General features: G+C 66.7%; 24 protein-coding genes. 11 read left to right on the top strand and 13 right to left on the bottom strand.

Translation table 11 applies throughout. The features are described 5' to 3' along the window. Positions 1-43 precede the first annotated feature (43 nt). Complete coding sequence (locus I6N89_RS15185; RefSeq protein WP_207019269.1) at positions 44-2,380, bottom strand: aldehyde dehydrogenase family protein; 2,337 nt, start codon at positions 2,378-2,380, stop codon at positions 44-46. Between the two features lie 173 nt (positions 2,381-2,553). Then, positions 2,554-4,725: a transglycosylase domain-containing protein gene (locus I6N89_RS15180; protein ID WP_207019268.1), complete on the bottom strand. Its 2,172-nt coding sequence runs from the start codon at positions 4,723-4,725 to the stop codon at positions 2,554-2,556. Positions 4,726-4,981: 256 nt separating this feature from the next. Between I6N89_RS15180 and I6N89_RS15175 the strand changes: the two genes are divergently transcribed. After that, positions 4,982-5,320, top strand: a complete 339-nt coding sequence (locus I6N89_RS15175) for a P-II family nitrogen regulator (protein WP_076706002.1) — start codon at positions 4,982-4,984, stop codon at positions 5,318-5,320. A gap of 38 nt (positions 5,321-5,358) precedes the next feature. Beyond that, positions 5,359-6,699, top strand: coding sequence for an ammonium transporter (locus tag I6N89_RS15170; RefSeq protein ID WP_207019267.1), 1,341 nt, complete (start codon positions 5,359-5,361; stop codon positions 6,697-6,699). Positions 6,700-6,854: 155 nt separating this feature from the next. On the opposite strand, the gene I6N89_RS15165 is transcribed toward I6N89_RS15170, so the two are convergent. The 5 genes from I6N89_RS15165 to recO form a co-directional block, all read right to left on the bottom strand. Continuing rightward, on the bottom strand, positions 6,855-7,625 hold the full coding sequence (locus I6N89_RS15165; protein ID WP_207019266.1) for an FCD domain-containing protein: 771 nt from the start codon (positions 7,623-7,625) through the stop codon (positions 6,855-6,857). Between the two features lie 106 nt (positions 7,626-7,731). Continuing rightward, entirely contained in the window at positions 7,732-8,190 is a 459-nt protein-coding gene (locus I6N89_RS15160) for a molybdenum cofactor biosynthesis protein MoaE (RefSeq protein WP_207019265.1), read from the bottom strand. Between the two features lie 3 nt (positions 8,191-8,193). Further along, positions 8,194-8,442: a molybdopterin converting factor subunit 1 gene (gene moaD / locus I6N89_RS15155; protein WP_207019264.1), complete on the bottom strand. Its 249-nt coding sequence runs from the start codon at positions 8,440-8,442 to the stop codon at positions 8,194-8,196. Continuing rightward, on the bottom strand, positions 8,439-9,104 hold the full coding sequence (gene pgsA / locus I6N89_RS15150) for a CDP-diacylglycerol--glycerol-3-phosphate 3-phosphatidyltransferase (protein ID WP_207019263.1): 666 nt from the start codon (positions 9,102-9,104) through the stop codon (positions 8,439-8,441). Before pgsA ends, moaD begins: the two co-directional genes overlap by 4 nt. 56 nt (positions 9,105-9,160) lie before the next feature. Further along, complete coding sequence (gene recO, locus I6N89_RS15145; RefSeq protein WP_207019310.1) at positions 9,161-9,889, bottom strand: DNA repair protein RecO; 729 nt, start codon at positions 9,887-9,889, stop codon at positions 9,161-9,163. Between the two features lie 55 nt (positions 9,890-9,944). On the opposite strand from recO, the gene I6N89_RS15140 reads away from it, so the two are divergent. The 4 genes from I6N89_RS15140 to folD all read left to right on the top strand — a co-directional run bounded on the left by I6N89_RS15140 (position 9,945) and on the right by folD (position 13,663). After that, positions 9,945-10,541, top strand: coding sequence for a Pr6Pr family membrane protein (locus I6N89_RS15140; protein WP_207019262.1), 597 nt, complete (start codon positions 9,945-9,947; stop codon positions 10,539-10,541). A 105-nt stretch (positions 10,542-10,646) separates the two neighbouring features. Further along, positions 10,647-12,323 (top strand): formate--tetrahydrofolate ligase, encoded by a 1,677-nt coding sequence (locus tag I6N89_RS15135; RefSeq protein WP_207019261.1) that lies wholly within the window; start codon positions 10,647-10,649, stop codon positions 12,321-12,323. Between the two features lie 129 nt (positions 12,324-12,452). Then, complete coding sequence (locus I6N89_RS15130) at positions 12,453-12,749, top strand: chorismate mutase (protein WP_207019260.1); 297 nt, start codon at positions 12,453-12,455, stop codon at positions 12,747-12,749. Positions 12,750-12,760: 11 nt separating this feature from the next. After that, on the top strand, positions 12,761-13,663 hold the full coding sequence (folD, locus tag I6N89_RS15125; RefSeq protein WP_207019259.1) for a bifunctional methylenetetrahydrofolate dehydrogenase/methenyltetrahydrofolate cyclohydrolase FolD: 903 nt from the start codon (positions 12,761-12,763) through the stop codon (positions 13,661-13,663). 52 nt (positions 13,664-13,715) lie between these two features. Here folD and I6N89_RS15120 read toward each other — a convergent pair whose 3' ends face one another. From I6N89_RS15120 to I6N89_RS15110, 3 genes are all read right to left on the bottom strand, one after another. Continuing rightward, positions 13,716-14,123, bottom strand: coding sequence for a PaaI family thioesterase (locus I6N89_RS15120; RefSeq protein WP_207019258.1), 408 nt, complete (start codon positions 14,121-14,123; stop codon positions 13,716-13,718). 39 nt (positions 14,124-14,162) lie between these two features. Further along, a complete protein-coding gene (gene pdeM / locus I6N89_RS15115; protein ID WP_207019257.1) occupies positions 14,163-14,828 on the bottom strand; it encodes a ligase-associated DNA damage response endonuclease PdeM in 666 nt (221 codons plus the stop codon). 90 nt (positions 14,829-14,918) lie between these two features. Next, positions 14,919-17,342 carry a ligase-associated DNA damage response DEXH box helicase gene (locus I6N89_RS15110; protein ID WP_207019256.1) on the bottom strand — a complete coding sequence of 808 codons (2,424 nt, stop codon included), beginning with the start codon at positions 17,340-17,342 and terminating at the stop codon, positions 14,919-14,921. Between the two features lie 152 nt (positions 17,343-17,494). Between I6N89_RS15110 and I6N89_RS15105 the strand changes: the two genes are divergently transcribed. Continuing rightward, a complete protein-coding gene (locus I6N89_RS15105; RefSeq protein ID WP_207019255.1) occupies positions 17,495-17,926 on the top strand; it encodes a CBS domain-containing protein in 432 nt (143 codons plus the stop codon). Positions 17,927-17,932: 6 nt separating this feature from the next. On the opposite strand, the gene I6N89_RS15100 is transcribed toward I6N89_RS15105, so the two are convergent. The 3 genes from I6N89_RS15100 to I6N89_RS15090 form a co-directional block, all read right to left on the bottom strand. Further along, the gene (locus tag I6N89_RS15100; RefSeq protein WP_207019254.1) at positions 17,933-18,826 is read right to left on the bottom strand and encodes an SHOCT domain-containing protein; all 894 of its coding nucleotides are present in this window, start codon (positions 18,824-18,826) and stop codon (positions 17,933-17,935) included. A 125-nt stretch (positions 18,827-18,951) separates the two neighbouring features. Continuing rightward, positions 18,952-19,803, bottom strand: a complete 852-nt coding sequence (locus I6N89_RS15095; protein WP_207019253.1) for a DUF6920 family protein — start codon at positions 19,801-19,803, stop codon at positions 18,952-18,954. A 21-nt stretch (positions 19,804-19,824) separates the two neighbouring features. Next, on the bottom strand, positions 19,825-20,451 hold the full coding sequence (locus I6N89_RS15090; protein ID WP_207019252.1) for a TetR/AcrR family transcriptional regulator: 627 nt from the start codon (positions 20,449-20,451) through the stop codon (positions 19,825-19,827). Positions 20,452-20,972: 521 nt separating this feature from the next. Between I6N89_RS15090 and I6N89_RS15085 the strand changes: the two genes are divergently transcribed. From I6N89_RS15085 to I6N89_RS15070, 4 genes are all read left to right on the top strand, one after another. Next, positions 20,973-22,442 carry a DegQ family serine endoprotease gene (locus tag I6N89_RS15085; protein WP_328805886.1) on the top strand — a complete coding sequence of 490 codons (1,470 nt, stop codon included), beginning with the start codon at positions 20,973-20,975 and terminating at the stop codon, positions 22,440-22,442. Positions 22,443-22,645: 203 nt separating this feature from the next. Beyond that, positions 22,646-23,506: a glutathione-dependent disulfide-bond oxidoreductase gene (yghU, locus tag I6N89_RS15080; protein WP_207019250.1), complete on the top strand. Its 861-nt coding sequence runs from the start codon at positions 22,646-22,648 to the stop codon at positions 23,504-23,506. A gap of 86 nt (positions 23,507-23,592) precedes the next feature. Continuing rightward, positions 23,593-24,087, top strand: coding sequence for a 5-(carboxyamino)imidazole ribonucleotide mutase (purE, locus tag I6N89_RS15075; RefSeq protein WP_207019249.1), 495 nt, complete (start codon positions 23,593-23,595; stop codon positions 24,085-24,087). Between the two features lie 62 nt (positions 24,088-24,149). Next, complete coding sequence (locus I6N89_RS15070; protein WP_207019248.1) at positions 24,150-25,220, top strand: 5-(carboxyamino)imidazole ribonucleotide synthase; 1,071 nt, start codon at positions 24,150-24,152, stop codon at positions 25,218-25,220. The last annotated feature ends 12 nt before the right edge of the window (positions 25,221-25,232 follow it).

Below are 25,232 nucleotides of genomic sequence, written 5' to 3'. Positions count from 1 at the left end.
CGCGGTGGTGACGGATGAAAAATATCTCCCGCGTCGGCGCCGGTCAGGCGCCCCAGGGAATCCACACGGTTTTGACCTCGGTCGCGGCGTCGAGAAAGGCACGCCCCTCGGCCCCGGCGCCCATCCAGTCGCGCGCCAGCCCGTTGTTCACCCAGCTGCGTTTCAGGTTGCCCGCAGCGCCCCGTTCGATCACGGCGGATAGGTCGGTGCCGGAGAAGCTCCAGACCGCATCCACATCCATATGGCTGGCAAGCGTCGGCGCCAGCTCGGCATGGCTGCCGGTGAGGATATTGACGACGCCGCCGGGCACGTCCGATGTGTCGAGCACCTGATAGAAATCCGTGGCGGCGAGCGGGAAGGGTTCGGAGGCGGCCAGCACCACGCGGTTGCCCATCGCAATGGCCGGCGCCATCAGCGAGACGAGGCCGAGCAGCGGCATCTCGTCGGGGCAGAGTGCGCCGATCACGCCGCAGGGCTCGCGCGTTGCCAGAGCCGCGCCGCGCATTGGCACCGGCGCCACGCGCCCGTCGAGTTTGTCGGCCCAGGCGGCATAGGTGAAGAGCCGGTCGACCGCGGCCTCAACCTCCTTCGCGCCGGAGCGCCCGCCGGTCATCCGGTCGATGCCGGCAGCGAATTCTTCGGCCCGCGCCGAGAGGTTCTCGCCGATATAGTAGATCACCTGCGCGCGGTTATGGGCCGTGGCTCCGGCCCAGCCGGCAGCGCCGCGCGCCGCCTCGACGGCGTTGCGGATGTCCTTGCGGCTGGCGATGGGCGCCTGACCGATGAGCTTGCCGCGCCTGTCATAAACATTGCGGGCATAGCCGCCATCGGGGCGCGCCTGCTTGCCGCCGATATAGAGCTTGGCGGTGCGGTCCACCGGCTGCGGCTCGATTTCGTCGCCGGCAAACGCGGCAACGGGTTTCAGCGGCTTCGGTTTCGCGACCGGGCGGGTATAGGCGCTGAGCCCCTCCCAGCCGCCCTCGCGACCGAAGCCGCTTTCGCGCAGCCCGCCAAAGGGGGCGGCCGCGTCGAACATATTGCTGCCGTTGATCCAGACCACCCCGGCGGCAAGTTTGGGCGCGATGTCGAGCGCCGTGTTGATATTCTCCGACCAGACGCTGGCGGCGAGACCGTAGCGGGTGTTGTTGGCAATCTGCACCGCTTCGGAGGGCGTGCGGAAGGTTGCGCTTACCAGAACCGGGCCAAAGATCTCGTCCTGCATCAGCGGTGAGGCCGGCGACAGGCCGGAGATCAGCGTCGGCGGGTAGAAGCAGCCCTCGGGGCAGGCGCCGGCGCGATAGGTCTCGCCCTCGTCGTTCGCCTCGACCATTGCGGCAATACGGGCCTTCTGCACCGGATCGACGATGGCGCCCACGTCGATGCATTTGTCGAGCGGATCGCCGACGCGCAGCTTGTCCATGCGGGCGCGCAGCTTGTCGTGAAAGCGCCCGGCAATGCCCTCTTGCACCAGCAGGCGCGAGCCCGCGCAGCAGACCTGACCGCCATTCAGCCAGATCGCATCCACCAGCCCCTCGACCGCGCTGTCGAGATCGGCATCCTCGAAGACGATATAGGGCGACTTGCCGCCCAGTTCGAGCGTCAGCGCCTTGCCGCTGCCCGCCGTCGCTTCGCGGATCCTGCGGCCCACCTCGGTCGAGCCGGTAAAGGCGATCTTGTCCACATCAGAGGCAACCAGCATCTCGCCCACGGCGCCGTCGCCGGTGACGATATTGACCACACCCTTGGGCAGCCCGGCCTGACGGCAGATATCGGCAAAGAGCAGCGCCGTGAGCGAGGTCCATTCGGCGGGTTTCAGCACCACCGTGTTGCCCATGGCCAGCGCCGGGGCGATCTTCCACGCCAGCATCAGCAGCGGGAAATTCCACGGAACGATCTGGCCGCAGACGCCCAGCGGCTCGCGGCCCGGCAGTTCGCTCTCCATGAGCTGGGCAAAGCCCGCATGGTGATAGAAATGCCGCGCGGCCAGCGGCAGGTCGATCTCGCGACTCTCGCGGATGGGTTTGCCGTTGTCGAGTGTCTCCAGCACTGCAAACAGGCGCGCGTGCTTTTGCAACAGCCGCGCCAGCGCATAAAGATGGCGCGCCCGGCCCTTGCCGCCGAGCCGCGCCCATTTGCCCTGCGCCGCACGGGCGGCGGCGACGGCGGCGTCGATATCGGCCTGCGCCGCCTGAGTGAGCGTCGCCAGCACCTCGCCGGTGGCGGGGTTGCGGCTCTCGAACCCGTCGCCGGGGGCGGTAAAGGCGCCGTCGATGAAATGGCCGAAGCGATCGCCCTGATCGACCAGCCAGGCCAGCGCCTCGGCGGCGCTTTCGGGGGCAGGGCCGTATTCCATGGTCTCGAAGATCTCTTTCACACTCATGGGGCGGGCGCTCCTCCGGGCAGGGTTTGCCATATCTTAGAAGCCGCCCCGGCGCCCCGCAACAGCGGCCTGTGGCGCGCCGCCGATCATGCCGTCACGGAAGGTAGGGTGGGCAATCTGCCCACCGCCTCCGCGACATTTTTAAGTGCGCAACTCCACCCGTCGCGCTGGCCTTAGTTCCGCGGTCCGAGAAGGTCGCGCAGCACCTGCTGGATGATATTGTCACGCTGCCGGCGCTCGCGGTCGGGCTCTTGCTGCGGCTGCTCCTGCACCACCTGCGGCTCGGGGCGCGCGGGGGCCATGGCGGGCAGCGGCGAGATCGGCATGCCCTCCTGCACGCGGATCATCGTCTCGCGCCAGATATCGGCGGGCAGCCCGCCGCCGGTCACGCCTCTGAGCGGCGAGTTGTCGTCATTGCCCATCCAGACGCCGGTGACGTAATCGGCGGTAAAGCCGATGAACCAGCCATCGCGGCTGTCCTGACTGGTGCCGGTCTTGCCCGCCGCCGGTCGTCCGTCGGGCAGCTGCGCGCGGCGCCCGGTGCCTTCGGAGATCACCTTTTCCAGCATCCAGGTCAGCTGGCCCGCGGCCTCGGGCTGGATCACCCGCTCGCGGATGCCGCCGCCGGTGCCCATGAGCGGCGTGTCGTCGCCCTTGAGCCGCAGCTCCTTGAGCCCGTAGGGCGTCACGGCCGAGCCGCCGTTGAGAAAGCCCGCATAGGCACCGGTCATTTCCAGCAGCGAGGCCTCGGACGTGCCGAGCGCCATGGCGGGGGTGTCGTTCAGCTCGGACTCGATGCCGAATTCATAGGCCACCTTGTGCACCAGATCGCGGCCCACGCTTTCCGAGATCTTGATCGCCGGAATGTTCAGCGAGTTCTTCAGCGCGTCGGTCAGCGTGACCCGGCCCTTGAAGTTGTTCGAATAGTTCTTGGGGCACCACTGGCCGGAGCCGGGGATGTTCATGCAGAAGGGTTCGTCCACCACCGTGTCATAGGGCGAATAGCCCAGTTCCAGCGCGGTGGCATAGATGAAGGGTTTGAAGGAGGAGCCGGTCTGCCGCTTGGCCTGGGTGGCGCGGTTGAACACGCCCGACACGCCGGTCTTCTTGCCGCCGACCATGGCGCGCACGGCGCCGTCCGCCGACATCACCACGATGGCCGCCTGCACGACAGAGCCCGGCTTGGTCACCTTCTCGGAATAGACCTTGTTCATCGCGGCCTCGGCGGCGCGCTGAAGCTTGGGGTCGAGGGTGGTCTGGATCACCACATCCTCGGTGGTATCGCGGGTGAAGTATTCCGGGCCCGTCGACATCACCCAGTCGGCGAAATAGCCGCCCAGCCGGCGCTCGGCCTCTTCGGAAAGCGTCGCTGGGTTGGCCTGCGCGGTCTTTTCCTGCTCGGCGGTCAGATAGCCCTGTTCGCGCATCAGCCGCAGCACCGTGGCGGCGCGGGCCTGCGAGCGTTCGACGTCGTTGGTCGGCGCGAGCGAGGAGGGCGCGGTCAGCAGCCCGGCCAGCATCGCCGCCTGCTGCGGGTTCAGCTCGCCCGCATGCTTGCTGAAATAGCGCTGCGAGGCGGCCTCGGCGCCATAGGCGCCGCCGCCCATATAGGCGCGGTTGAGATAGATCGAGAGGATCTGGTCCTTGGTATATTTCGCCTCCATCGCCATGGCGTAGAGCGCTTCCTTGCCCTTGCGTGCCAGTGAGGACTGGCGGCAGTCGGCGACATAGGCGGCCTCGCTCTCCCACGCTTCTGGGTCGAACTCGGTGCCGAGGCAGAGCAGCTTGGCGGTCTGCTGGGTAATGGTCGAGCCGCCATGGCCCGAGAGCGGTCCGCGCCCTTCGGAGAGGTTGATGCGGATGGCGCTGGCGACGCCGCGCGGCGAGACGCCGAAATGCCGGTAGAAGCGCTTGTCCTCGGTGGCGACCACCGCGTTCTTGAGATGCGGGCTGACGCTGTCGGCGGTCACTGCGCCGCCGAACTGGTCACCGCGCCAGGCAAAGATCTGGCCGTTGCGGTCGATGAGCGTGACCGAGCCGCGCGCGCGGCCGTCGAGCAGCGCCTCGAAGGAGGGCAGGGTGGTGTAGAAATAGCCGACGCCGAGGGCCACGAGCAGCGCAACCACCGCCGTGACCCGCCAGACCACGCGCCAGATCAGGCCAAAGATCCAGCGGAACATGCCCAGTACAAAGGCCGCAACCGGGTTGCGACGCGGCGCGGCCTTGCGGCGCGGCGCGGCTTTCCCGGCCTTTTTCGGCTTTGTTTTCTTGGGCTTTTGGGCGGTTTTGTTCGGATAGCGGCGATCCGCAACCAACTGGCCCTTGCCCCGGCCTGAATCACTCATTTGGCTCTGCCCGCATTTTCGTCTTTTGCCGCAGAGTAACGGCTTTCACCCGGGTTGTAGACCGGGAAACGGTCACATTCATGACTTTTTAGTGTGACTAATAATTCGGCATATGTTCGAATTTAGATCAATTTTCGCGCATTAATGGGGTGTCGCCCGGCTGTTACAAGGGCCGTTTCTTCCAATGGAATGGCTCGGGCGGCTTCCTGCCCATGCAAAACGCAGGCAGCGGTCTGCCAAACCGAAAGGGACCAAGGTGAAACTGATCATTGCGACGATCAAGCCGTTCAAGCTGGAGGAGGTGCGCGAGGCGCTCACTGGAATCGGCGTGCGCGGCATGATGGTGACGGAAATCAAGGGCTTCGGATCACAGTCTGGACACACGGAAATCTATCGCGGCGCCGAATACGCGGTGAATTTCGTGCCGAAGATCAAACTGGAGATCGTGGTGGCCTCGTCCATGGCCGACCAGGTGGTCGAGACGATCACCAAGACCGCGCAGACCGGCAAGATCGGTGACGGCAAGATCTTTGTACTGGACGTGCAGCAGGCCGTGCGGGTGCGCACCGGCGAAACCGACGCGGACGCGATCTGATCTCATTCAGACGCAAGTTTACAAGGGACAAACGGATCATGAAACTTCTCAAGACTCTCGCCCCGGCTGCCGCGCTGATCGCGCTGCCGACCCTGGGCCTCGCCCAGGATGACGGCCCCGTGCCGGGCGTGAACGCGTCGACCGATACGGTCTTCATCCTCAACTCGCTGCTGTTCCTGGTCGGCGGCTTCCTGGTGATGTGGATGGCTGCGGGCTTTGCGATGCTCGAAGCCGGTCTCGTCCGCTCGAAAAACGTCGCCATGCAGTGCATGAAGAACGTCGTGCTCTTCTCGCTCGCGGCGATCTTCTACTACCTGATCGGTTATAACCTGATGTACCCGTTGGGCACCTGGTCGGTCGATGGCGTCATCTCTGGCGTCTGGGGCCCCGGCGTTCTCGAAGCCGTCGGCGTGACCGCCGATGCCGCCGACGATTACGGCTATGCTTCGACCGGGTCCGACTTCTTCTTCCAGCTGATGTTCTGCGCCACCACCGCGTCGATCGTCTCGGGCACCCTGGCCGAGCGTATCAAGCTGTGGCCGTTCCTGATCTTCGTCATCATCCTGACCTCGATCATCTACCCGCTGCAAGCCTCCTGGAAATGGGGCGGCGGTTTCCTCGACGAAGCGGGCTTCCTCGACTTCGCCGGTTCGACCGTTGTGCACTCGGTGGGTGGCTGGGCCGCTCTGACCGGCGCCATCATCCTCGGCCCGCGTCTCGGCCGCTTTGTCGACGGCCGCGTGGTTCCCTTCCCGGGCTCCAACCTGACCCTCGCAACCCTCGGGACGTTCATCCTGTGGCTGGGCTGGTTCGGCTTCAACGGCGGCTCGCAGCTGGCCATGGGCACCGTGGGTGACGTCGCCGACGTGTCGCGGATCTTTGCCAACACCAACACCGCCGCAGCCGGTGGTTCGGTGGCAGCCCTGATCCTGACCCAGATCATGTACAAGAAGCCCGACCTCACCATGGTGCTGAACGGCGCGCTGGCCGGCCTCGTGTCGATCACCGCAGAACCGCTGACCCCGACCCTGGGCGCGGCCACCATCATCGGTGCGATCGGCGGTATCATCGTGGTCTTCGCGGTTCCGATGCTCGACAAGCTGAAGATCGACGACGTTGTCGGCGCCATCCCGGTCCACCTGGTCTGCGGCATCTGGGGCACCATCGCCGTGGCCTTCACCAACTCCGACGCCTCCTTCGCGACGCAGCTCTATGGCATCGTGGTGGTCGGTATCTTCACCATCGTGGCTTCCGCAGTGGTGTGGTTCGTCCTCAAGCTGGTCATGGGCGGTATCCGTGTCAGCGAAGAGGAAGAGATCACCGGTCTCGACATGGGCGAGCTGGGCATGGAGGCCTATCCGGAATTCTCCAAAGGCTGATCTCCTCCTTCCTGTCAGCCTTTTGTGACCAACTGCCCGGGCGTTCGCGCCCGGGTTTTTTTGTGCGGTAAGCAGCGGATGCAAGAAGACGCGCGCGGGGCGCCGCCTCGGTCGTTGCGATCCGGAAAGGACGGGGCGGTGACCGCCGGGACGTCTCAGCCCCGGTGCTTCACCCGCTCATAGCGCTGTTTCGCGATGTCTTCGTCATGCTCGGCCTTGCGGTCGGCGGCCAGCGCCCGTTCCACATAGCTCAGATGCGCCTCGACGGCGGCGCGGGCGGCGGCGGCGTCGCGGGCCTGAAGCGCCACGTTGATCGCGCGGTGCTGGTCGAGCAGCGCCTCGCGCGTGGTGCGCTGGCGGAACATCACCGAGCGGTTGTAAAACACCCCCTCGCGCAGCAGCTGATACATCGAGCGCATCATGTGCAGCATGATCACATTGTGGCTGGCCTCGATGATCGCCAGGTGAAACTCCGCATCGAGCCGCGCCTCGTCCGCCGGGTTGCGCTTGCCATGCGCCGTCTCCATTTGCGCGAAGAGCGTATCTATCACCCTGAGGTCGGTATCGGTGCCGTGAAGGGCGGCGCGTTCGGCGGCCATGCCCTCCATGTCGCGGCGAAAGCTGAGATAATCGAAGACCGCCTCGTCATGGCGGGCAAAAAGCTGCACCAGCGTATCCGAAAAGGCAGAACCCAGCGCCTCGGTGACAAAGATCCCCGCGCCGGCGCGCGAGGTGAGCAGCCCGCGCGCCTGAAGGTCGGCCACCGCCTCGCGCAGCGATGGGCGCGAGACGCCGAGCCGTTCGGCCAGCTCGCGCTCCGCCGGCAGCCGCTCGCCCGGGCGCAGGATGCCGCGCAGGATCAGCTCCTCGATCTGGCGCACCACGGCCGAGGCGAGTTTTTCCGATTGCACGGGACGGAAGGGCATGGGGCGCCTCTGATCTGCGAAATTGGTCAGATCATATGACCGCACCGGGAGCGGGACAAGTAGGGTGGGCAATCCTGCCCACCGTTCGCCGACCCATCTGCTGCGCCTACCAGCGCCGCAGCGCCGCCTCGTCCTCATCCTTGGCCGCGACCCAGGACTGCCCCCCGCCGGCGCTTTCCTTCTTCCAGAAGGGCGCGCGGGATTTCAGGTAATCCATCAGGTACTCCGCCGCTTCGAACGCATCCTTGCGATGTGGTGAGGCGGTCGCCACCATCATGATGCGCTCGCCCGGCGCCAGTTTGCCGTGGCGGTGGATCACCAGAACCTCGCCCAGCGACCAGCGCGCCTGCGCCTCTGCGGCGATCCTGGCCAGCGCTTTTTCGGTCATGCCGGGGTAATGCTCGATCTCCATGCCGTCGAGCCCGCCGCTGACGTCGCGCACCACGCCGGTGAAGGTCACCACCGCGCCCATGTCGTTGCGGCCAGCGGCGAATGCGTCGGCTTCGGCGCCGAAATCGAAGGGCGCCTCCTGCACCACGATGCGGATGCCGGCCTCCTCGCTCATGGCTCAGCCCCCGGTCATCGGCGGAAAGAACGCCACTTCGCGGGCACCGGCCAGCGGCGCGTCGAAATCGGTCAGCTCCTGGTCGACCGCGACGCGCAGCGCCGAGAGATCTGAGAACGCCATGGCGTAGCGCTCTTCGCGGGCGCGCAGCTCGTCGACCAGCGCCGCGACGGTCGCGGCCCCGGTGTCGAGCCTTTCCTTCGGCATCCCGATCCGCTCGCGGACCCAGGCGAAATAGAGAACGTCGATCATCGCTCCTCCCGGAGATGCGGCAGGGCCTTCACGAAATAGTCCCAGCCGGTGATCAGGGTCAGCGTCGCCGCGACCCAAAGCAGCGTCAGCCCGATATGCCCGGCCCAGGTCATGCCCTGCTCCTTCCAGATCAGGCCATGAACATCTGCGGCCTCACGGCTCAGAATCGCGCTTACGCGCTGCGGGTCGAGGTCGATGACGCTGACCGCAAGATAATGTTCGAAGACGCCCTGTGCAAACAGCACCGCGATGGCGACCATCTGGAAGGTGGTCTTCCACTTTGCCAGCTTGGTGACCTTGAGCGTGCCCGCCACGTCGCCGAGATACTCGCGCAGCCCGCTGACAAAGACTTCGCGGAAGAGGATGAAGGTCGCCGGCAGCACCAGCCAGGGCGACATCGAGGAATAGCCCACGATCACCATCAGCGCGATCACCACCATCGCCTTGTCGGCGATCGGGTCTAGCATCGCGCCGAGCTTCGATTCCAGCGACCAGGCGCGCGCGATATAGCCGTCGAACCAGTCAGTCACGGCGGCGCCGACGAACAGCAGTAGCGCGAACCAGTCCGCCAGAGGGCGGGAGAAATACAGGAACATCACCGCCACGCCGGGAGCGGCAAGCAGGCGGAGCGCGGTGAGTGTGTTTGGAAGGGTCCAGCGCATGGGAGGATTGGTAACGCTCTTTTCCGGGGGAGGGAAGAGAGCCCGCACGCGACCGCTTAACGCGCCTGCCGCTCCAGTCGCTCGACAAACAGCGCGCGGGCGGCGGGCAAGGGGCGGTCGCGCAGCTCATGCGCGAGCTTGTGTTCGAGGAAATAGCCGGTGGTGGAGAGCGCCGTGACGATCTCGGCATCGGGCGCATTTCCCTCGCCGCGCAGCACCGGCGGCAGCGGCAGCAGCCGCGCCGCCCAGTCACCGGCGCCGATGGCCGAAACCGCCCGCCCGCTGCGCGGCGAGACGTAGTCCAGCGGCTCGTTGATTCCGGTGACCGCGCAGGCGGAGAGATCGAGGCCGAATCCCATCTCCTCCAGCAGCGCCATTTCCCAGCGCAGATAGGCCAGCGGCCAGAGCTCGCGCTCGCCCAGCAGGTCGAGGAGCTGCTCGGAACGGGCATAGAGCGCCGGATGTGCCTCGCGCTCGGGCAGGCAGAAGGCCAGCAGCGCCACCACCGCGTTGAGCCCTGCCAGCGACAGCCGGTCGCTCATCGCGGTCGCCGCGCGCGAGCGCTGCGGCTCGACCGTGTAGGCGCCCATGTGATCTTCGAGCCGCGCCCGCCAGGTCACGTCGAGCTGCGCGCCCGGTTGCAGCGAGGGCGCGATCCTGCGCGAGGCGCCGCCGCGCAGCACGCCCATATGCCGCCCGTGCTCGGCGGTGAAGATCTCGAGGATGGCCGAGCTTTCGCCATGCCTGCGAGCGGAAAGAAGAATGCCGGTGTCGCGCCAGTCCATGCGCGGACTATCGGACGGCTTGCCGCCGGCGGCAAGCTGCGACAGGGTATCGCCGATGACCAACCGGACCCGCCTCTTCGCCCTTGTGATCGCGCTGCTGACCCTGGCGGCGCTGGCGGTGCAATTCACGGCCACCGCGCAGGCCAATCCCGACTATACCCCGCCCGAGACGCTGTGGCGGCTGCTGCGCTATTTTACCATTCTCACCAATGCGCTGGTCGCCGGCACCTTCCTGTGGATTGCGGCGCGGGACCGGATGGCGGGGGCCGCATGGCTCGGTGGTCTGGCGCTGTGGATCGGCATCGTCGGCGTGGTCTATCACCTGCTGCTGGCCAAACCGCTCACCGGGCTCGACGCACTCGCCGATCTCGGGCTGCACATGGTGACACCGGTGCTGACCGTGCTGTTCTGGATATTTGCCGCGCCCAAGCACGGGCTGCACCTCGGCACTGCGCTGGCCTGGATGCTCTGGCCGCTGGCCTATGTCGGCTATGCGCTGCTGCGCGGGCAGATCGAAGGCATCTATCCTTATTTCTTCGTCGATCCGACCGAGATCGGCTGGCCCGGCGTGGCGCGCTGGTCGGGGCTGCTATGCGCCGGTTTCGTCTCGGCTGGGGCCGCACAGGTCGGGATTGCGCGGCTGCTGCGTTAGCTTGCGTATCCGTTGTGAGGCGGAAAAAGGCCCGATTTGCATCTGTTGTCTCGCGCACGCTTGCGGCATGGTCGCCGCGGAACGGACTGAAGCAGGAGGTGCCCCGTGGCTGTCAAACCGGATATCGAGATCGCCCGCGAAGCCAGCAAACGGCCCATTCAGGAAATCGGCGCCAAGCTGGATATCGGCCCGGACCACCTGCTGCCCTATGGCCATGACAAGGCGAAGGTCGACCAGCGCTTTATCTCCGGCCTCTCCGAGCGGCCCGATGGCCGGCTGATCCTGGTGACCGCGATCAACCCGACCCCGGCGGGCGAGGGCAAGACGACCACCACGGTCGGGCTCGGCGACGGGCTCTCGCGCATCGGCAAGAAGGCGGCGATCTGCATCCGCGAGGCCTCGCTCGGGCCGAATTTCGGCATGAAGGGCGGGGCCGCGGGCGGCGGCTATGCACAGATCGTGCCGATGGAGGAGATGAACCTGCATTTCACCGGCGATTTCCACGCCATCACCAGCGCTCACAACCTGCTGGCGGCGATGATCGACAACCATATCTACTGGGGCAACGAGCAGGAGATCGACCTGCGCCGCGTGGTCTGGCGCCGGGTGCTCGACATGAACGACCGTGCCCTGCGCGATACCGTGACCTCGCTGGGCGGGGTCAGCAACGGTTTTCCGCGCGAGACCGGTTTCGACATCACCGTCGCCTCCGAGGTCATGGCGATCCTCTGCCTGGCCGAGGATCTGGCCGATCTGGAGCGCCGACTGGGCGACATGATCGTCGCGTATCGCCGCGATCACTCGCCCGTCTTTGCCCGCGACATCGGCGCCGACGGGGCAATGACGGTGCTGCTCAAGGACGCGATGATGCCCAACCTCGTGCAGACGCTGGAGCATACGCCGGCCTTTGTGCATGGCGGGCCCTTCGCCAATATCGCCCATGGCTGCAACTCGGTCATCGCCACCAAGACGGCGCTGAAACTGGCCGATTACGTGGTGACCGAGGCGGGCTTCGGCGCCGATCTGGGGGCGGAGAAGTTCTTTGACATCAAGTGCCGCAAGGCCGGGCTCTCCCCCGATTGCGTGGTGCTGGTGGCGACGGTGCGGGCGCTGAAGATGAACGGCGGCGTCGGCAAGGACGCTCTCGGCGCCGAGAATGTTGAGGCGGTCACCAAGGGCTGCGCCAATCTCGGGCGGCATATCCAGAACCTCAAGGGCTTTGGCGTGCCGGTGGTGGTGGCGATCAACCATTTCACCGGCGACACCGATGCCGAGATCGCGGCGGTGCGGGACTATGTGGCAGGGCAGGGCGCCGAGGCGCATCTTTGCACCCACTGGGCCGAGGGCTCGGCGGGCACCGCGGCGCTGGCCACCCGCGTCGCTGAGATCGCCGATGGCGGTGCCGCGCAGTTCGCGCCGCTCTATCCCGACGAGATGCCGCTCTGGCAGAAGATCGAGACCGTCGCCGAGCGGATCTATCACGCCCATGAGGTCACTGCCGACACCCGCATCCGCGAGCAGCTGCACCAGTGGGAGGCGCAGGGCTATGGCAACCTGCCGGTCTGCATGGCCAAGACGCAGTATTCCTTTTCCACCGACCCCAACCTGCGCGGCGCGCCCGAGGGCCATGTGGTGCCGGTGCGCGAGGTCCGGCTCTCGGCCGGGGCGGGATTCGTCGTGGCGATCTGCGGCGAGATCATGACCATGCCGGGCCTGCCCCGGCATCCCGCCGCCGAAAAGATCCGCCTCAATGCGGCGGGCGATATCGAGGGTCTGTTCTGATCGGTGCCACCGAAACGCTCATCGGAACGCATTTCCACACTGCATGGTCGCAAACGGCGCTCTCGGGGCGTTGAACATTGATACACCGGCGGGCATCAGAGCCTGGGCGGTCAGGTAAGGAGACACAGAATGCGCAACCCTGCGGATCTGGGTGACATGGCGGCGCTGCGCGCCGAGATCGACACGACCGACAAGGCTCTGAGTGCGCTTCTGGGGCACCGCGCGCGGCTGATCTCGCGGGCGGCAGAGCTCAAGGCGGAGAACGGCTGGCCGGCGCGCATCGCCGACCGGGTGGACGAGGTGATCGCCAATGCGATGGCCCATGCCGAGGCCGAAGGCTACGACCCGGCGCTGGCGGAATCGCTCTGGCGGGAGCTGGTGGAATGGTCGATCCGGCGCGAAGAGACCGCGCTCGGGCGGGAATGAAGGAGAGGTCCATGACGGCCACGATCATCGACGGCAAGGCCTTCGCGGCCAATGTGCGGGAAAAGGTGGCGTCCCATGTGGCGCGGCTGAAGGAAGAGAACGGCATCACGCCGGGCCTTGCGGTGGTGCTGGTGGGCGAGGACCCCGCGAGCCAGGTCTATGTTCGCAACAAGGGCAAGCAGACCGTGGAATGCGGCATGCAGAGCTTCGAGCACAAGCTGCCCGCCGACACCCCCGAGGCCGATCTGCTGGCGCTGGTCGCGCAGCTCAATGCCGATCCGGCGGTGCATGGCATCCTGGTGCAGCTGCCGTTGCCCGATCACATGAACGCGGATGCGGTGATCAATGCCATCGACCCGGCCAAGGATGTGGACGGGTTCCACATCTCCAATGTGGGCCTGCTGGGCACGGGGCAGAAGAGCATGGTGCCCTGCACCCCGCTCGGCTGCCTGATGATGCTGCGCGATGTGCATGGCGCGCTTTCTGGCATGAACGCGGTGGTGATCGGGCGCTCGAACATCGTCGGCAAGCCGATGGCGCAGCTCCTGCTGGGCGAGAGCTGCACGGTGACCATCGCGCATTCGCGCACGAAGGATCTCGCCGATGTGGTGCGCCGCGCCGATATCGTGGTGGCGGCGGTGGGCCGCCCGCAGATGGTGCCGGGCGACTGGATCAAGCCGGGCGCCACGGTGATCGACGTGGGCATCAACCGCATTGACGCGCCCGAGAAGGGCGAAGGCAAGACCCGTCTGGTGGGCGATTGCGATTACGACAGCTGCGTCGAGGTGGCCGGCGCGATCACCCCGGTGCCGGGCGGGGTGGGGCCGATGACCATCGCCTGCCTGCTGGCCAATACGGTGACGGCGGCGTGTCGCGCCAACGGTCTGGCCGAGCCCGAAGGTCTCACCGCCTGAGCACAGCGGTGGGCAGGATTGCCCACCCTACCGCCCCTTGGTGGCACAGGCATTATACGGGAACGGTGGTGCCGGTGAGCAGGGCGGCATGGGTTTCTTTGCCATTCGCCACCGCATAGATATCGGCACTGACGATCACCAGCCGCCGCCCGGGCTTGATGACCCGCCCGCGGGCGATCAGCGTCTCTCCCACGGCGGGCGCCAGCAGGTGGACCTTCATCTCCGAGGTCACGACCTCCTTGTCCTCCGGCATCACCGAGAGCGCCGCATATCCCGCCGCGCTGTCGCCGATGGCAAAGGCCAGCGCCGCATGGGCATAGCCCAGCTGCTGTTGCAGATCGGGGCGGATCGCCGCCTCGATGCTCACCGCGCCGGGTGCGACCGAGACCAGTCGAGCGCCCAGCGTCTGCATCATGTTCTGGCGGGCGAAACTGGCCCTGATACGCGTGTCGAGATCCATGACCCGCACTCGATCACGGGCGCGGCGCGCTGGCAAGCCTCAGCCGCGCGGCATCGGGATCGCAACCGGCTGCGGCCCGGTCAGGATCGCCCGCGCCTCTGGCGCCATCAGCGCCCTCAGAGCCGCGTGATCGCTGCGCAGCCCGCCGGTATAGGCGCCATAGGCGGGCAGGATCAGCCGCGCGTGATCGACCAGGAAACAGGGCCGCGACAGGCTGCGCCCGCGCAGCCGCAGCCGTGCCTTGGGATGGTAATGCCCCGAGACCTCGCCCTCTGCCCCCGGCACCGCGATATGGCGGAACACCAGCGCCCCGAGCACCATCTCGGCAAGATGGGTGCCGCCCAGATCCACCGGGCCGGGATCGTGATTGCCCTCGATCCAGACCCAGTCGCGCCCCGCCTGCAACCGCGCGATCCACAGCCGTTCCTCCTCGGGAAGCGCCTCGGCGATGCCCTCCGCGTCGAAACTGTCGCCGAGGCAGATCACCCGGCGCGCGCCCGTCGCCGTCAGATCCGCCTCCAGCCGCAGCAGCGTCTCGCGCGTCTCATAGGGCGGCAGCGCCGCGCCGCCCACCGCCGCGAGCCGCGCGGATTTGCCGAAATGCAGATCCGACACCACCAGCAGCGCCTCATCCGGCCAGTAGAGCCCGCCCGAGCCCAGTGCCACCAGTTCTGCCCGCCGAAATCCGAATGCCAGCCCCGCCATCTGCTCCGACCCGGCCCTTTCATCTTTCCGATAAATACTCACGTCACTCCACCCGCCAAAGGGTGCCGCGCCGGGCAGAGGTCACACAACTCAGCCATGCCCCGCCCCGATCTGCGCCAGCCCCGACTCGTCCAGCAGCGCCGTGATCTCCTCCTGTATCAGCCGCTCATCCGCCGAGCCCGCGATGGGTACCCGCCCGGGCTCCAGGAACAGCGGCGCCGAGAGCGGCGTGACGCGCTCCAGCCGGACGAGGTCGATCCGGTCGCCCACCCGCTGGCACATCTCGCGGATGCGGGCGAAATCCACCAGCCCGCGCATCGCCTCTTCGCGGGTGATCCGCAAGAGCAGATGGCCTGGGTCGTATTTCACCAGCGTGTCGTAGAGGATATCCGACGACATGGTGGCCTGCCGACCGCTCTTGCGCTGCCCGGCTGTGTTGCGCTCGATCAGCCCGGCGATGGTGGCCGAGGCGCGGAAGGTGCGTTTCATCACCGCGTTGCCCGCCAGCCAGGTCTCCAGCCCCGCCTCCAGCCGCTCCAGATCGAAGAGCGGCGCCGGGTCGCTCACCGCGTCGAGCCCCCAGATCAGCACGGCGTAATCGGAGGAGACAAAGCCCATCGGCGCCAGCCCCTCCTCCTCCATGCGCTTGGTCAGCAGCAGTCCCAGCGTCTGCATCGCGTTGCGCCCGGCAAAGCCGTAGACCACGAGCTGTTCGCGCCCGTCATGCGGAAAGCTCTCGATCAGCAGCCGCCCGGGTTCGGGCAGGCGCGACACCTCGCGCTGGAGCCGCAGCCAGTCGGCAGTATGCTGCGGCAGCTCCGGCCAGGTCTCCTGCTGGAACATCTCGACGATGCGGGTGGAGAGCTGGGTGGAGGTGGAGAATTTGGTGCCCATGAAGGCGGCGATCTTGGGCTTGCGGGCGGCGTCGCGGGTGACCTCGACCACCAGCTCGCGCAGCCCCTCATAGCGCACGATCTGCCCGCCGATCAGGAAGGTGTCGCCCCTGGTGAGCGAGGCGGCAAAGCCCTCCTCGATCTCGCCCAGCGGTGCGCCGCCACGGCCGCGCCATTTCACCTTGAGCGTATCGGTGTCCTGGATCGTGCCGAGATTCTGCCGGATGCGCGTCGCCGAGCGCGGATCGCGCAACTGCCAGAGCCCGTCCGGGCGCTGCAAGAGGCGTTGCCAGCGGTCATAGGCGCGCAGCGCATAGCCCCCGGTGGCGCAGAAATCGAGACAGGCGTCGAACTCCTCCCGCGTCAGATCCGCATAGGCGCCCGCCGTGATCATCTCGGCATAAAGCGCGTCCGCCTCGAACGGCCCGGCGCAGGCGGCGATCAGGATATGCTGGCAGAGCACATCGCGCGGCCCGCGCCCGCGCGTCTCGCCATCCAGATCGCGGTCGCGTACCGCCTCCAATGCGGCGCGGCACTCCACCACTTCAAAGCGGTTGGCGGGGACCAGCAGCGCCTTTGACGGCGCGTTGTAGCGGTGATTGGCCCGCCCGATCCGCTGCACCAGCCGCTTGACGTTTTTCGGCGCGCCGATCTGGATCACCAGATCCACATCGCCCCAGTCGATGCCCAGATCCAGCGAGCCGGTGCAGACGATGGCGCGCAAATCGCCGCGCACCATCGCCGCCTCGACCTTTTCGCGCTGTCCGCGATCCAGCGAGCCGTGATGGATGCCGATGGGCAGCGCGTCCTCGTTGGCGAGCCAGAGCTTGTGGAAAAAGATCTCGGCCTGGGCGCGGGTGTTGTGAAAGATGAGCGTGGTCCGGTGGCGTTTGACCTCTTCCAGCACGGCAGGAATGGCATAGGCCGCGCCGCCGCCGGACCAGGGCGGCGCCTCCTCGGCGACCAGCATGGAGATATCGGGCTCCGGCCCCGGATCGGCCTGAAGGATCTCGCAAGGGTCGGGGTGGCGCGCCAGCAGCGTGGCGATGGCCTGCGGGTCTTCGACCGTGGCCGAAAGCCCCACCCGCCGCAGGCCGGGGCACATGGATTGAAGCCGCGCCAGCGCCAGCATGAGCTGGTCGCCGCGCTTGCTTTCGGCCAGCGCGTGGATCTCGTCGACCACCACCCGTTGCAGCCCGGCAAACATGCGCGGCGCGTCTTCGTAGGAGGTGAGCAGCGCCAGCGATTCCGGCGTGGTCAGCAGGATCTGCGGCGGGTCGGCACGCTGGCGCTTCTTGCGGCTCGACGGCGTGTCGCCGGTGCGGTCCTCGACCCGGATCGGCAGCCCGGCCTCCTCGATGGGGATCAGCAGGTTGCGCCGGATATCGGCGGCCAGCGCCTTCAGCGGCGAGATATAGAGCGTGTGCAGCCCGTCGCGCGGCGCCTCGGCCAGTTCCGTCAGCGTCGGCAGGAACCCCGCCAGCGTCTTGCCGCCACCGGTGGGCGCGATGAGCAGCAGGCAGGGCGCATCGGCGCGATCCAGCATGTCGCGCTGATGCGGATGGATCTGCCAGCCGCGCCGGTCGAACCAGCCCTGAAGGGAAGCGGGAAGCTCTGTCATGCCCCGATAGATAGGACGGCGCGAACAAAAGCGAAACATGCTTCTTTGCCGGAACAGGCAGCGAGGTCGGGAATCCCGGACTGCCGCGCTCCGAGGGCACGGCTATGATGAAGCTCTGACATTTCAGATCTCATTATTTTTCGGAGACCATTATGACCATCACGTCGATAGAGCAGTTTTTGCAGGGGCGGCAACTGTCCGCCATTGGCCCCGAAGACAGCGTCGAGGCCGCGTGCAGCCTCATGGCGCGGCGCAATATCGGCGCGCTCGCCGTTCTGCGCGACGGCAGGCTTGTCGGAATCCTGAGCGAGCGCGATGTGCTGCGCCGTTGCGTGTCGGCCCGGCGCCCGGTGTCCAAGACTCGGGTGGAGGAGATCATGACGACCGATCCCGTCACCGTGCGGCGGCGCGACAGTCTGGCCGAGGCGCAGACACGCATGAGTGAGGGCGGATTTCGTCACCTGCCCGTGGTTACCGCCGAGGGTGTGCCCGTGGGCATGGTTTCGATGCGTGACATCCCGACGGAATACCGGCTCATGGTCGAGCGCTTCCGCGACTGCCGCCGCAGCGTGCTGGCGGGCTGACGCAGCTCAGAGGCGGGAAAGCAGTTCCTGCTTTTTCGCCTCGAATTCCGCATCGGTGAGGATGCCGCCCTCGCGAAGATCGGCGAGCTTGCGGATCAGGGCAATGATCGCGTCGGAATCCGTTTCCATCGTCTTTGCCTGCGGTGCCGCGGGCTGCTGCTCCTCTGCAAGAGGCTCTGCGGCGAACGGTTCGGGTGCGGCCGGTGGCTGCGGCTCCGGATCGGCTGGGGCGGGTGCAGGTGCCGCCGGCGCGGCCTGCTGCGGCGCGGGCGTTGCGGGTGCGGGCTCTGCCGCACCCAGATCGACCTTGGGCAAGTCAGCGAGCCGGACCAGACCGTACTGGCTGACGAAGGTCAGCGACTGATCGCCGCTTTGCTGTTGCGACACGCCAGAGATCCGGTGATCGCCGGTGTCGAAGATCTCCATCCGACCGGCGATATCTATGGCCAGCCGGTGGGTTTCGGGAAAGAAGGCGTAGCGCAGATTGTTCTGCGCGCCGGTGGAGGAGGGCATGCCCAGCTCTGCGGGCCAGGCGGAGGCCCCGGCGCCGCCGGGCAGGAACAGGCTGCTGTTGCCGCCGTTCGATTGCGACTGGCTCTGCATCCCCGTGGCCGCAGGCCTGTGGATCAGCGGCGGGTGGTTGGCCAGCACGCCCGCAAGTTCCGAGCACAGCGCATCGACCCGTGCCTTGAGCGCATTGTCGAACATATTGCCGACCATGGTCATGCCGCCCTGCGACCACTGACCCATGCCGCCGAGATCCGGGTGATCGAATTGCGCCTGCGTGCCGTTCCCGGCGACCAACGCAAAGAGCAGGGTCTCGACCGCGCCGGTCGACACGCCGTGGCGTGCCGCGATCTCGGAAACGAGCTTGGTGCCTTCGGGGGTGAGGCCGGGCATGGGACTGGTCCAATCGACAAGGGATCTAGGCCGGGCTTACCATCTATGCGCCCAAGCGGCCATAGCGTTCTGGGGCGCGGCGGATGAGAGAGGATATGCCTCCCCGACCCGTCGCGCCCGGTGCCTTATTCGAAAGCGATCTCGGTCACCTCGCCCTGCCAGAACGGAAAGGTTTCGCCGCCCGCCGCGCGCGCGGTGATGAAACTGTGCGGGATCATCATCCCCTGAACCTCCCGATAGTCGCCGCGCCAGGAATATTCGCCGGACCCGTGATAGGGCGTGTTCAGATCCCCGTCCTCTTCGGCCAGGAAGCTCTCCAGGCTGCCATCCTCGCGGAATTGCGCGACCATCGAGGCTTCGAGCCCGAAACCCGATACCGTGGCGCGGGCGTGGTGCGCGTCGACGGCTTCCCAGCTGACCGGGCCGCCGGGCAGCAGCGCCATGGGGAAGAGCGGGCTTTCCAGTAGCCAGCGACGCAGCGAGATGCGGTTCAGCACCTCGCTTTCGCGCTCGTCCACCACGGTGAGGGTCGAGGCGATCTTTGCCCGCATCACCATCTTGCCCTCGGCAAAGTAATCGTAGGGCCGCGCCCAGAGCACCGTCATCATCGGTGTGGTGGCATCGAACATCAGCGCGGGCGTCGCTACGGCGATGTTCTGTGAGGCGCGGGTCGGCTCGAACGCCTCCATCAGCGGGCGCCGGAAGTCGCCGCGTTCGGCCACATGCACGAAGTGATAAGGCGAGGACAGTTCGGGCACGGCAAAGCGCAGATAGCGCTGAACGGGTGCCGGCAGCTCGGCAAAGGCATCGGCCTTGACCGCAACGGGGCCGTAATCTTCGGCGATCTGGCGGACCGAGGCGACGCGGCCGGCGATCTCGCGCTCGGTGAGCAGGGTCGAGATGCCGATCCAGGTAGCGAGGCCGAGCACGGGCAGGGCGATGACGGTGGCGGCAATGGCCAAGGGGCGGCGGGTCATGACGGTGTCTTTCGGTTGGTGTCAGGAAAGCGGGGGCCGGGTGGCGCCGATAAAGCCCATCAGCATATCGACGGTGGCCATGGCGGCGGCACGGGCGCCGTCGCGGTCGGCGGCCGGTGCGCGGTCCTGCAAGACCAGCGAGGCCGCGCCATGGACCGCCGCCCAGAGTGTGAAGGCCGTCTGCGCATCGTCTTCGGCGGGCAGATAGCCCGCCGCCTGACAGCTGCGCACGGCGGAGCGCAGGGCGGCGAGGCAGGCGGCGCCGGCATCGGTGGCGAATGGGTTCTCGTCTGTGACGACGAGAGGCGGAGGGGAGAACATCAGCCGGTAGAGGCCCGGTCGCTCGAAGGCAAAGCGCAGATAGGCATGGCCGCCCTCGCGCAGACGGGCGAAGGCGTCGCCCTCGTGACGCGCGGCGAGGGCGAGCTTTTCCTCGAGCATCATGCGGAATCCGGCGTCGTGAACGGCGCGCAGCAGCGCATCCTTGTTGGCGAAATGGGTGTAAAGGGCAGGCGCGCGGCATCCGACCGCCACAGCCACCTCGGAAAGCGTGATCGCCGTTGCCGCCTTTTCGTCGAGCAGGCGGATGGTTTCCGCGATGGCGCGGGCGCGAATGTCGATCTGCTGGGTCTTGCGGGGGCGGGCCATGGGAGATGCTCTGATGAAACTTAACAAAATTAAATTAATTGAATTAAGTTAATTGATCAAGGATCGTTCGGATGCGCCGTGACACTTCCCGGTCGGGGCGGCCATGCGCTCACAGCGCGGAGAAGCGCCTTTAAGAACTTGATTTAACGAGTATTCTGTCGGTGATCCGCTCGCACGACGCTTTCGGAGGTCGCGCAAGGCCGGTTGCGGCGGTCGTAACGGCAGGCTTTCTCAGCCTGCCCGATATCCGTTCCCTGCGTCCGTGATTCCCGCCACTGAGGCTGTTTCGGGGCGCTGGTCGCGAGCCTGCTGTCTGATCGGAGCAGCGACCCTGTTCAACGCGATCGGGCAGCCCTAGACGCCGATCTCGGAGCATCACCGGCGTTTCACATGGGGTTGATCCTCTGCAACCTTTTCTTTGGTGGCGCTCGGCGCGTCCTATGTTAGCCTCATTACAGAGGAGGCTGAGGAGCTGCACGCGCCCTCACGCGCGGCCCTCCGCCGCAAAGAAGGAGACCCAGGTGAAACCCCAAGCACTTGCTGTGACACGCGACAACGCCACGCCGCTTCGGCTGTTCTGGCTTGCGACGCTGTCGATGTTCCTCATCATATCCCAGACGCTCATGGCGCAGGCGCGCGGCGTTCCGGAGAGCTTTGCCGATCTGGCCGAGCGCATCAGCCCCTCGGTGGTCAATATCACCACCTCTACGATGGTGGCCGGGCGCACCGGGCCGCAGGGCATCGTTCCCGAAGGCTCGCCCTTCGAGGATTTCTTCCGCGAATTCCAGGACCGCAACGGCCCGCAGGGCGAGCGTCCGCGCCGCTCCTCGGCGCTGGGGTCCGGCTTCGTGATCTCCGAAGACGGATATATCGTCACCAACAACCACGTCATCGACGGCGCCGACGAGATCGAGATCGAGTTCTTCGAGGGCTTCACCCTGCCTGCAACGCTGGTCGGCACCGACCGCAACACCGATATCGCCCTGCTCAAGGTCGATGCGGACGAACCGCTGAAATTCGTCAATTTCGGCAATAGCGACGAGGCCCGCGTCGGCGACTGGGTGATGGCGATGGGCAACCCGCTGGGCCAGGGCTTTTCGGTCTCGGCCGGCATCGTTTCCGCCCGCAACCGGGCGCTCTCGGGCACCTATGACGATTACATCCAGACCGATGCCGCCATCAACCGTGGCAACTCGGGCGGGCCGCTCTTCAACATGAACGGCGATGTGATCGGCGTGAACACCGCGATCCTGTCGCCCAATGGCGGCTCCATCGGCATCGGCTTCTCCATGGCCTCCAACGTGGTGACCAAGGTGGTCGACCAGCTCAAGCAATATGGCGAGACCCGCCGCGGCTGGCTGGGCGTGCGCATTCAGGACGTGACCGACGATGTCGCCGAAGCGCTGGGCCTCGCCTCCGCCAAGGGCGCGCTGGTCTCCGACGTGCCCGAGGGCCCGGCGATGGAAGCCGGCATGGAAGCGGGCGACGTGATCGTGAGCTTTGATGGTCGCGAGATCGAGGATACCCGCCAGCTCGTCCGCATCGTCGGCAACACCGAGGTCGGCAAGGCCGTCCGCGTGGTGGTGAACCGCAACGGCAAGACCGAGACACTGCTGGTGACGCTGGGCCGACGCGAAGAGGCGGAGCGCACCTTCCCCGCCTCGCAGGAAGTGACCCCGGAAGAGCCCTCGGAAATGGAGATGCTCGGCCTGACGCTGAGCCCGCTGACGCAGGAGCTGCGCGACGAGATGGACCTGCCGGTGAGTGCCAAGGGGCTTGCCGTGACGGCGGTGGACGAGACCTCGGAAGCCTTCGAGAAGGGGCTGCGCGCCGGTGACGTGATCACCGAGGCGGGCCAAGTCCAGGTTCTGACGGTCGCGGATCTGGAAGGCCAGATCGAAGAAGCCGAGGCCGCCGGGCGCAAGTCGCTGCTGCTGCTGGTGCGCCGGGGCGGCGATCCGCGCTTCGTGGCGCTGTCGCTGGAGCCGTAAGCGGCCCGACACACCGGATGAAAAGGGGGCGGGCCTGCGGGTCCGCCCTTTTTCCTGTGTGCTCGACGCTCGGGCGAGGCAGCCCCGGTCTGTCTGTGCGTCCAGCAACAGCCGCTTTGCGCAAATCGGCATATCGCGGCGTCTGGCAATCCGGGATTCCGGAGTTAGGTTCATCGGGCGAACAGAAATAGGGAAACGCAGCCATGAGCGAAGACTACACCCCGCCCCGGGTCTGGACCTGGGATCAGGAGAGCGGCGGCCAGTTCGCCTCGATCAACCGGCCCATCGCGGGGCCCACCCATGACAAGGAACTGCCGGTCGGCAAGCATCCGTTCCAGCTCTATAGCCTCGCCACCCCCAACGGGCAGAAGGTGACGATCCTCTTCGAAGAGCTGCTGGCGGCGGGCTATACCGGGGCCGAATACGACGCCTGGCTGATCCGCATCGGCGATGGCGATCAGTTCGGTTCGGGCTTTGTCGGGATCAACCCGAACTCCAAGATCCCGGCCCTGCTGGATCGCTCCGGCACGGCGCCGGTGCGGGTGTTCGAATCCGGCGCCATCCTGCTGCATCTGGCGGAGAAATTCGGAGCCTTCCTCGGCAAGGCGGAAGACCGGCCCGAGATGCTCTCCTGGCTGTTCTGGCAGATGGGCAGCGCGCCTTATGTCGGCGGTGGCTTCGGGCATTTCTACGCCTATGCGCCCTACAAGATGCAGTATCCCATCGACCGCTTCGCGATGGAGACCAAGCGCCAGCTCGACGTGCTCGACCGTAACCTGGCAGAGCGCCGCTATATGACCGGCGACGATTACACGATTGCCGATATCGCGATCTGGTGCTGGTACGGCAATATGGCGCTGGGCCGTTCCTATGAGGCGGGTGAGTTCCTCGACGTTGAGAGCTATAAGAACCTCCAGCGCTGGGCGAAGGAGATCGACGCGCGTCCGGCGGTTGTCCGCGGCCGCATGGTGAACCGGGTCTTCGGAGAGCCTTCGGAGCAGCTGCACGAGCGTCACGAGGCCTCGGATTTCGACACCAACACCCAGGACAAGCTGGCAGGCTGAGCGCCGCCTGCCTTGGCCGCCCCTGCCGATGGACAAGGGGCGGCCAGCCGCTATAGTGCGTGTTTCGTGACAAACGGGGGCACGCGATGGCGGAAGAGACGGTCAAGGTCGGCATCATCATGGGCAGCCAGTCGGACTGGCCCACCATGGAAGAGGCGGCGAACATTCTGGACGAGCTGGGCGTGGCCTATGAGGTCAGGATCGTCTCGGCCCACCGCACGCCCGACCGGCTCTGGAGCTATGGCAAGGAGGCCGCCGGGCGCGGTCTTCAGGTGATCATCGCCGGTGCCGGTGGGGCCGCGCATCTGCCGGGCATGATGGCCTCGAAAACCCGCGTGCCGGTGATCGGCGTGCCGGTGCAGACCCGGGCGCTTTCCGGCGTCGACAGCCTCTATTCCATCGTGCAGATGCCGCGCGGCTTTCCCGTCGGCACCATGGCCATCGGCGGGGCCGGGGCGGCCAATGCCGGGCTGATGGCGGCGGGTATCCTCGCGCTTCAGGATTCCGCGCTCGCCGACCGGCTCGATGCCTGGCGCGCGGCGCTCTCCGCCTCCATCCCCGACGAGCCGCAGCGCGACTGAGCGCTTGCGGCGGGCGCCGTTTCGCGACAGAACCGCCGCAGATACGTGACCGGAGGCAGATCATGACCGACCAACTCCCTCAGGGCGCCACCATCGGCATTCTCGGCGGTGGCCAGCTCGGCCGCATGCTGTCGGTCGCGGCCAGCCGTCTGGGCCTGCGCTGCCATATCTACGAGCCGGGCATGGCGCCACCCGCCGGTCATGTGGCGGATCGGGTCACCACTGCCTCCTATGACGACAAGGCCGCGCTCGAAGCCTTTGCCGCCTCGGTCGATGTGATCACCTACGAGTTCGAGAACATCCCCACCGACGCGCTCGACACGCTTCAGGCGCTCTGTCCGATCCGCCCCGGGCGCGAGGCGCTTCGGGTCAGCCAGGACCGGCTGACGGAAAAGACCTTTCTCACCGATCTCGGCCTCACCACCGCGCCTTTCGCCGATATCACCGATGCCGAAAGCCTGACCCAGGCGCTGGAGATCATCGGCACCCCGGCGATCCTCAAGACCCGGCGTTTCGGCTATGACGGCAAGGGGCAGGTGCGCATCCAGAGCTCCGACGAGGCGGCTGCCGCGCTGGGGGAGATGCGTGGTGCGCCGGCGATCCTCGAAGGCTTCGTTACCTTCACGCACGAGGTCTCTGTCATCGCCGCGCGCAGCGCCGATGGCGCGGTTGCCTGCTACGATCCGGGCGAGAACATCCATCGCGAGGGCATCCTGCGCACCACCACCGTGCCCGCACGGCTGAGCACGGCGCAGCGCACCGACGCGGTGCTGCTGGCGGCCAAGATCCTCAATGCGCTGAACTATGTGGGCGTCATGGGGGTGGAGCTTTTCGTGACGCCGCAGGGCCTGCTGGTGAACGAGATCGCGCCGCGCGTGCACAATTCCGGCCACTGGACGCAGAACGGCTGCACCATCGACCAGTTCGAGCAGCATATCCGCGCCGTCGCCAACTGGCCGCTGGGCGATGGCAGCCGCTATGCCGATGTGCAGATGGAGAACCTGATCGGCGACGATCTCGACAAGCTGCCCGAGCTTGCGGGCGAGGCGGATACGGCAATCCACCTATATGGCAAGGAGGCGGTGAAGCCGGGCCGCAAGATGGGCCATGTGAACCGAATCGTGCGCGGCTGACGCGCCGCGCGC

Source organism: Salipiger abyssi (genome assembly GCF_017311415.1).
Taxonomy (GTDB): domain Bacteria; phylum Pseudomonadota; class Alphaproteobacteria; order Rhodobacterales; family Rhodobacteraceae; genus Salipiger; species Salipiger abyssi_A.
This window is presented reverse-complemented; position numbering and strand designations above follow the sequence as displayed.

Excerpts from the sequence above, each read along its gene's own strand:
- I6N89_RS15185 (WP_207019269.1), bottom strand. The coding sequence starts at position 2,380 with ATGAGTGTGAAAGAGATCTTCGAGACCATGGAATACGGCCCTGCCCCC.
- I6N89_RS15180 (WP_207019268.1), bottom strand. The coding sequence starts at position 4,725 with ATGAGTGATTCAGGCCGGGGCAAGGGCCAGTTGGTTGCGGATCGCCGC.
- I6N89_RS15170 (WP_207019267.1), top strand. The coding sequence starts at position 5,359 with ATGAAACTTCTCAAGACTCTCGCCCCGGCTGCCGCGCTGATCGCGCTG.
- I6N89_RS15165 (WP_207019266.1), bottom strand. The coding sequence starts at position 7,625 with ATGCCCTTCCGTCCCGTGCAATCGGAAAAACTCGCCTCGGCCGTGGTG.
- I6N89_RS15160 (WP_207019265.1), bottom strand. The coding sequence starts at position 8,190 with ATGAGCGAGGAGGCCGGCATCCGCATCGTGGTGCAGGAGGCGCCCTTC.
- moaD (WP_207019264.1), bottom strand. The coding sequence starts at position 8,442 with ATGATCGACGTTCTCTATTTCGCCTGGGTCCGCGAGCGGATCGGGATG.
- pgsA (WP_207019263.1), bottom strand. The coding sequence starts at position 9,104 with ATGCGCTGGACCCTTCCAAACACACTCACCGCGCTCCGCCTGCTTGCC.
- recO (WP_207019310.1), bottom strand. The coding sequence starts at position 9,889 with ATGGACTGGCGCGACACCGGCATTCTTCTTTCCGCTCGCAGGCATGGC.
- I6N89_RS15140 (WP_207019262.1), top strand. The coding sequence starts at position 9,945 with ATGACCAACCGGACCCGCCTCTTCGCCCTTGTGATCGCGCTGCTGACC.
- I6N89_RS15130 (WP_207019260.1), top strand. The coding sequence starts at position 12,453 with ATGCGCAACCCTGCGGATCTGGGTGACATGGCGGCGCTGCGCGCCGAG.
- folD (WP_207019259.1), top strand. The coding sequence starts at position 12,761 with ATGACGGCCACGATCATCGACGGCAAGGCCTTCGCGGCCAATGTGCGG.
- I6N89_RS15120 (WP_207019258.1), bottom strand. The coding sequence starts at position 14,123 with ATGGATCTCGACACGCGTATCAGGGCCAGTTTCGCCCGCCAGAACATG.
- pdeM (WP_207019257.1), bottom strand. The coding sequence starts at position 14,828 with ATGGCGGGGCTGGCATTCGGATTTCGGCGGGCAGAACTGGTGGCACTG.
- I6N89_RS15110 (WP_207019256.1), bottom strand. The coding sequence starts at position 17,342 with ATGACAGAGCTTCCCGCTTCCCTTCAGGGCTGGTTCGACCGGCGCGGC.
- I6N89_RS15105 (WP_207019255.1), top strand. The coding sequence starts at position 17,495 with ATGACCATCACGTCGATAGAGCAGTTTTTGCAGGGGCGGCAACTGTCC.
- I6N89_RS15100 (WP_207019254.1), bottom strand. The coding sequence starts at position 18,826 with ATGCCCGGCCTCACCCCCGAAGGCACCAAGCTCGTTTCCGAGATCGCG.
- I6N89_RS15095 (WP_207019253.1), bottom strand. The coding sequence starts at position 19,803 with ATGACCCGCCGCCCCTTGGCCATTGCCGCCACCGTCATCGCCCTGCCC.
- I6N89_RS15090 (WP_207019252.1), bottom strand. The coding sequence starts at position 20,451 with ATGGCCCGCCCCCGCAAGACCCAGCAGATCGACATTCGCGCCCGCGCC.
- yghU (WP_207019250.1), top strand. The coding sequence starts at position 22,646 with ATGAGCGAAGACTACACCCCGCCCCGGGTCTGGACCTGGGATCAGGAG.
- purE (WP_207019249.1), top strand. The coding sequence starts at position 23,593 with ATGGCGGAAGAGACGGTCAAGGTCGGCATCATCATGGGCAGCCAGTCG.
- I6N89_RS15070 (WP_207019248.1), top strand. The coding sequence starts at position 24,150 with ATGACCGACCAACTCCCTCAGGGCGCCACCATCGGCATTCTCGGCGGT.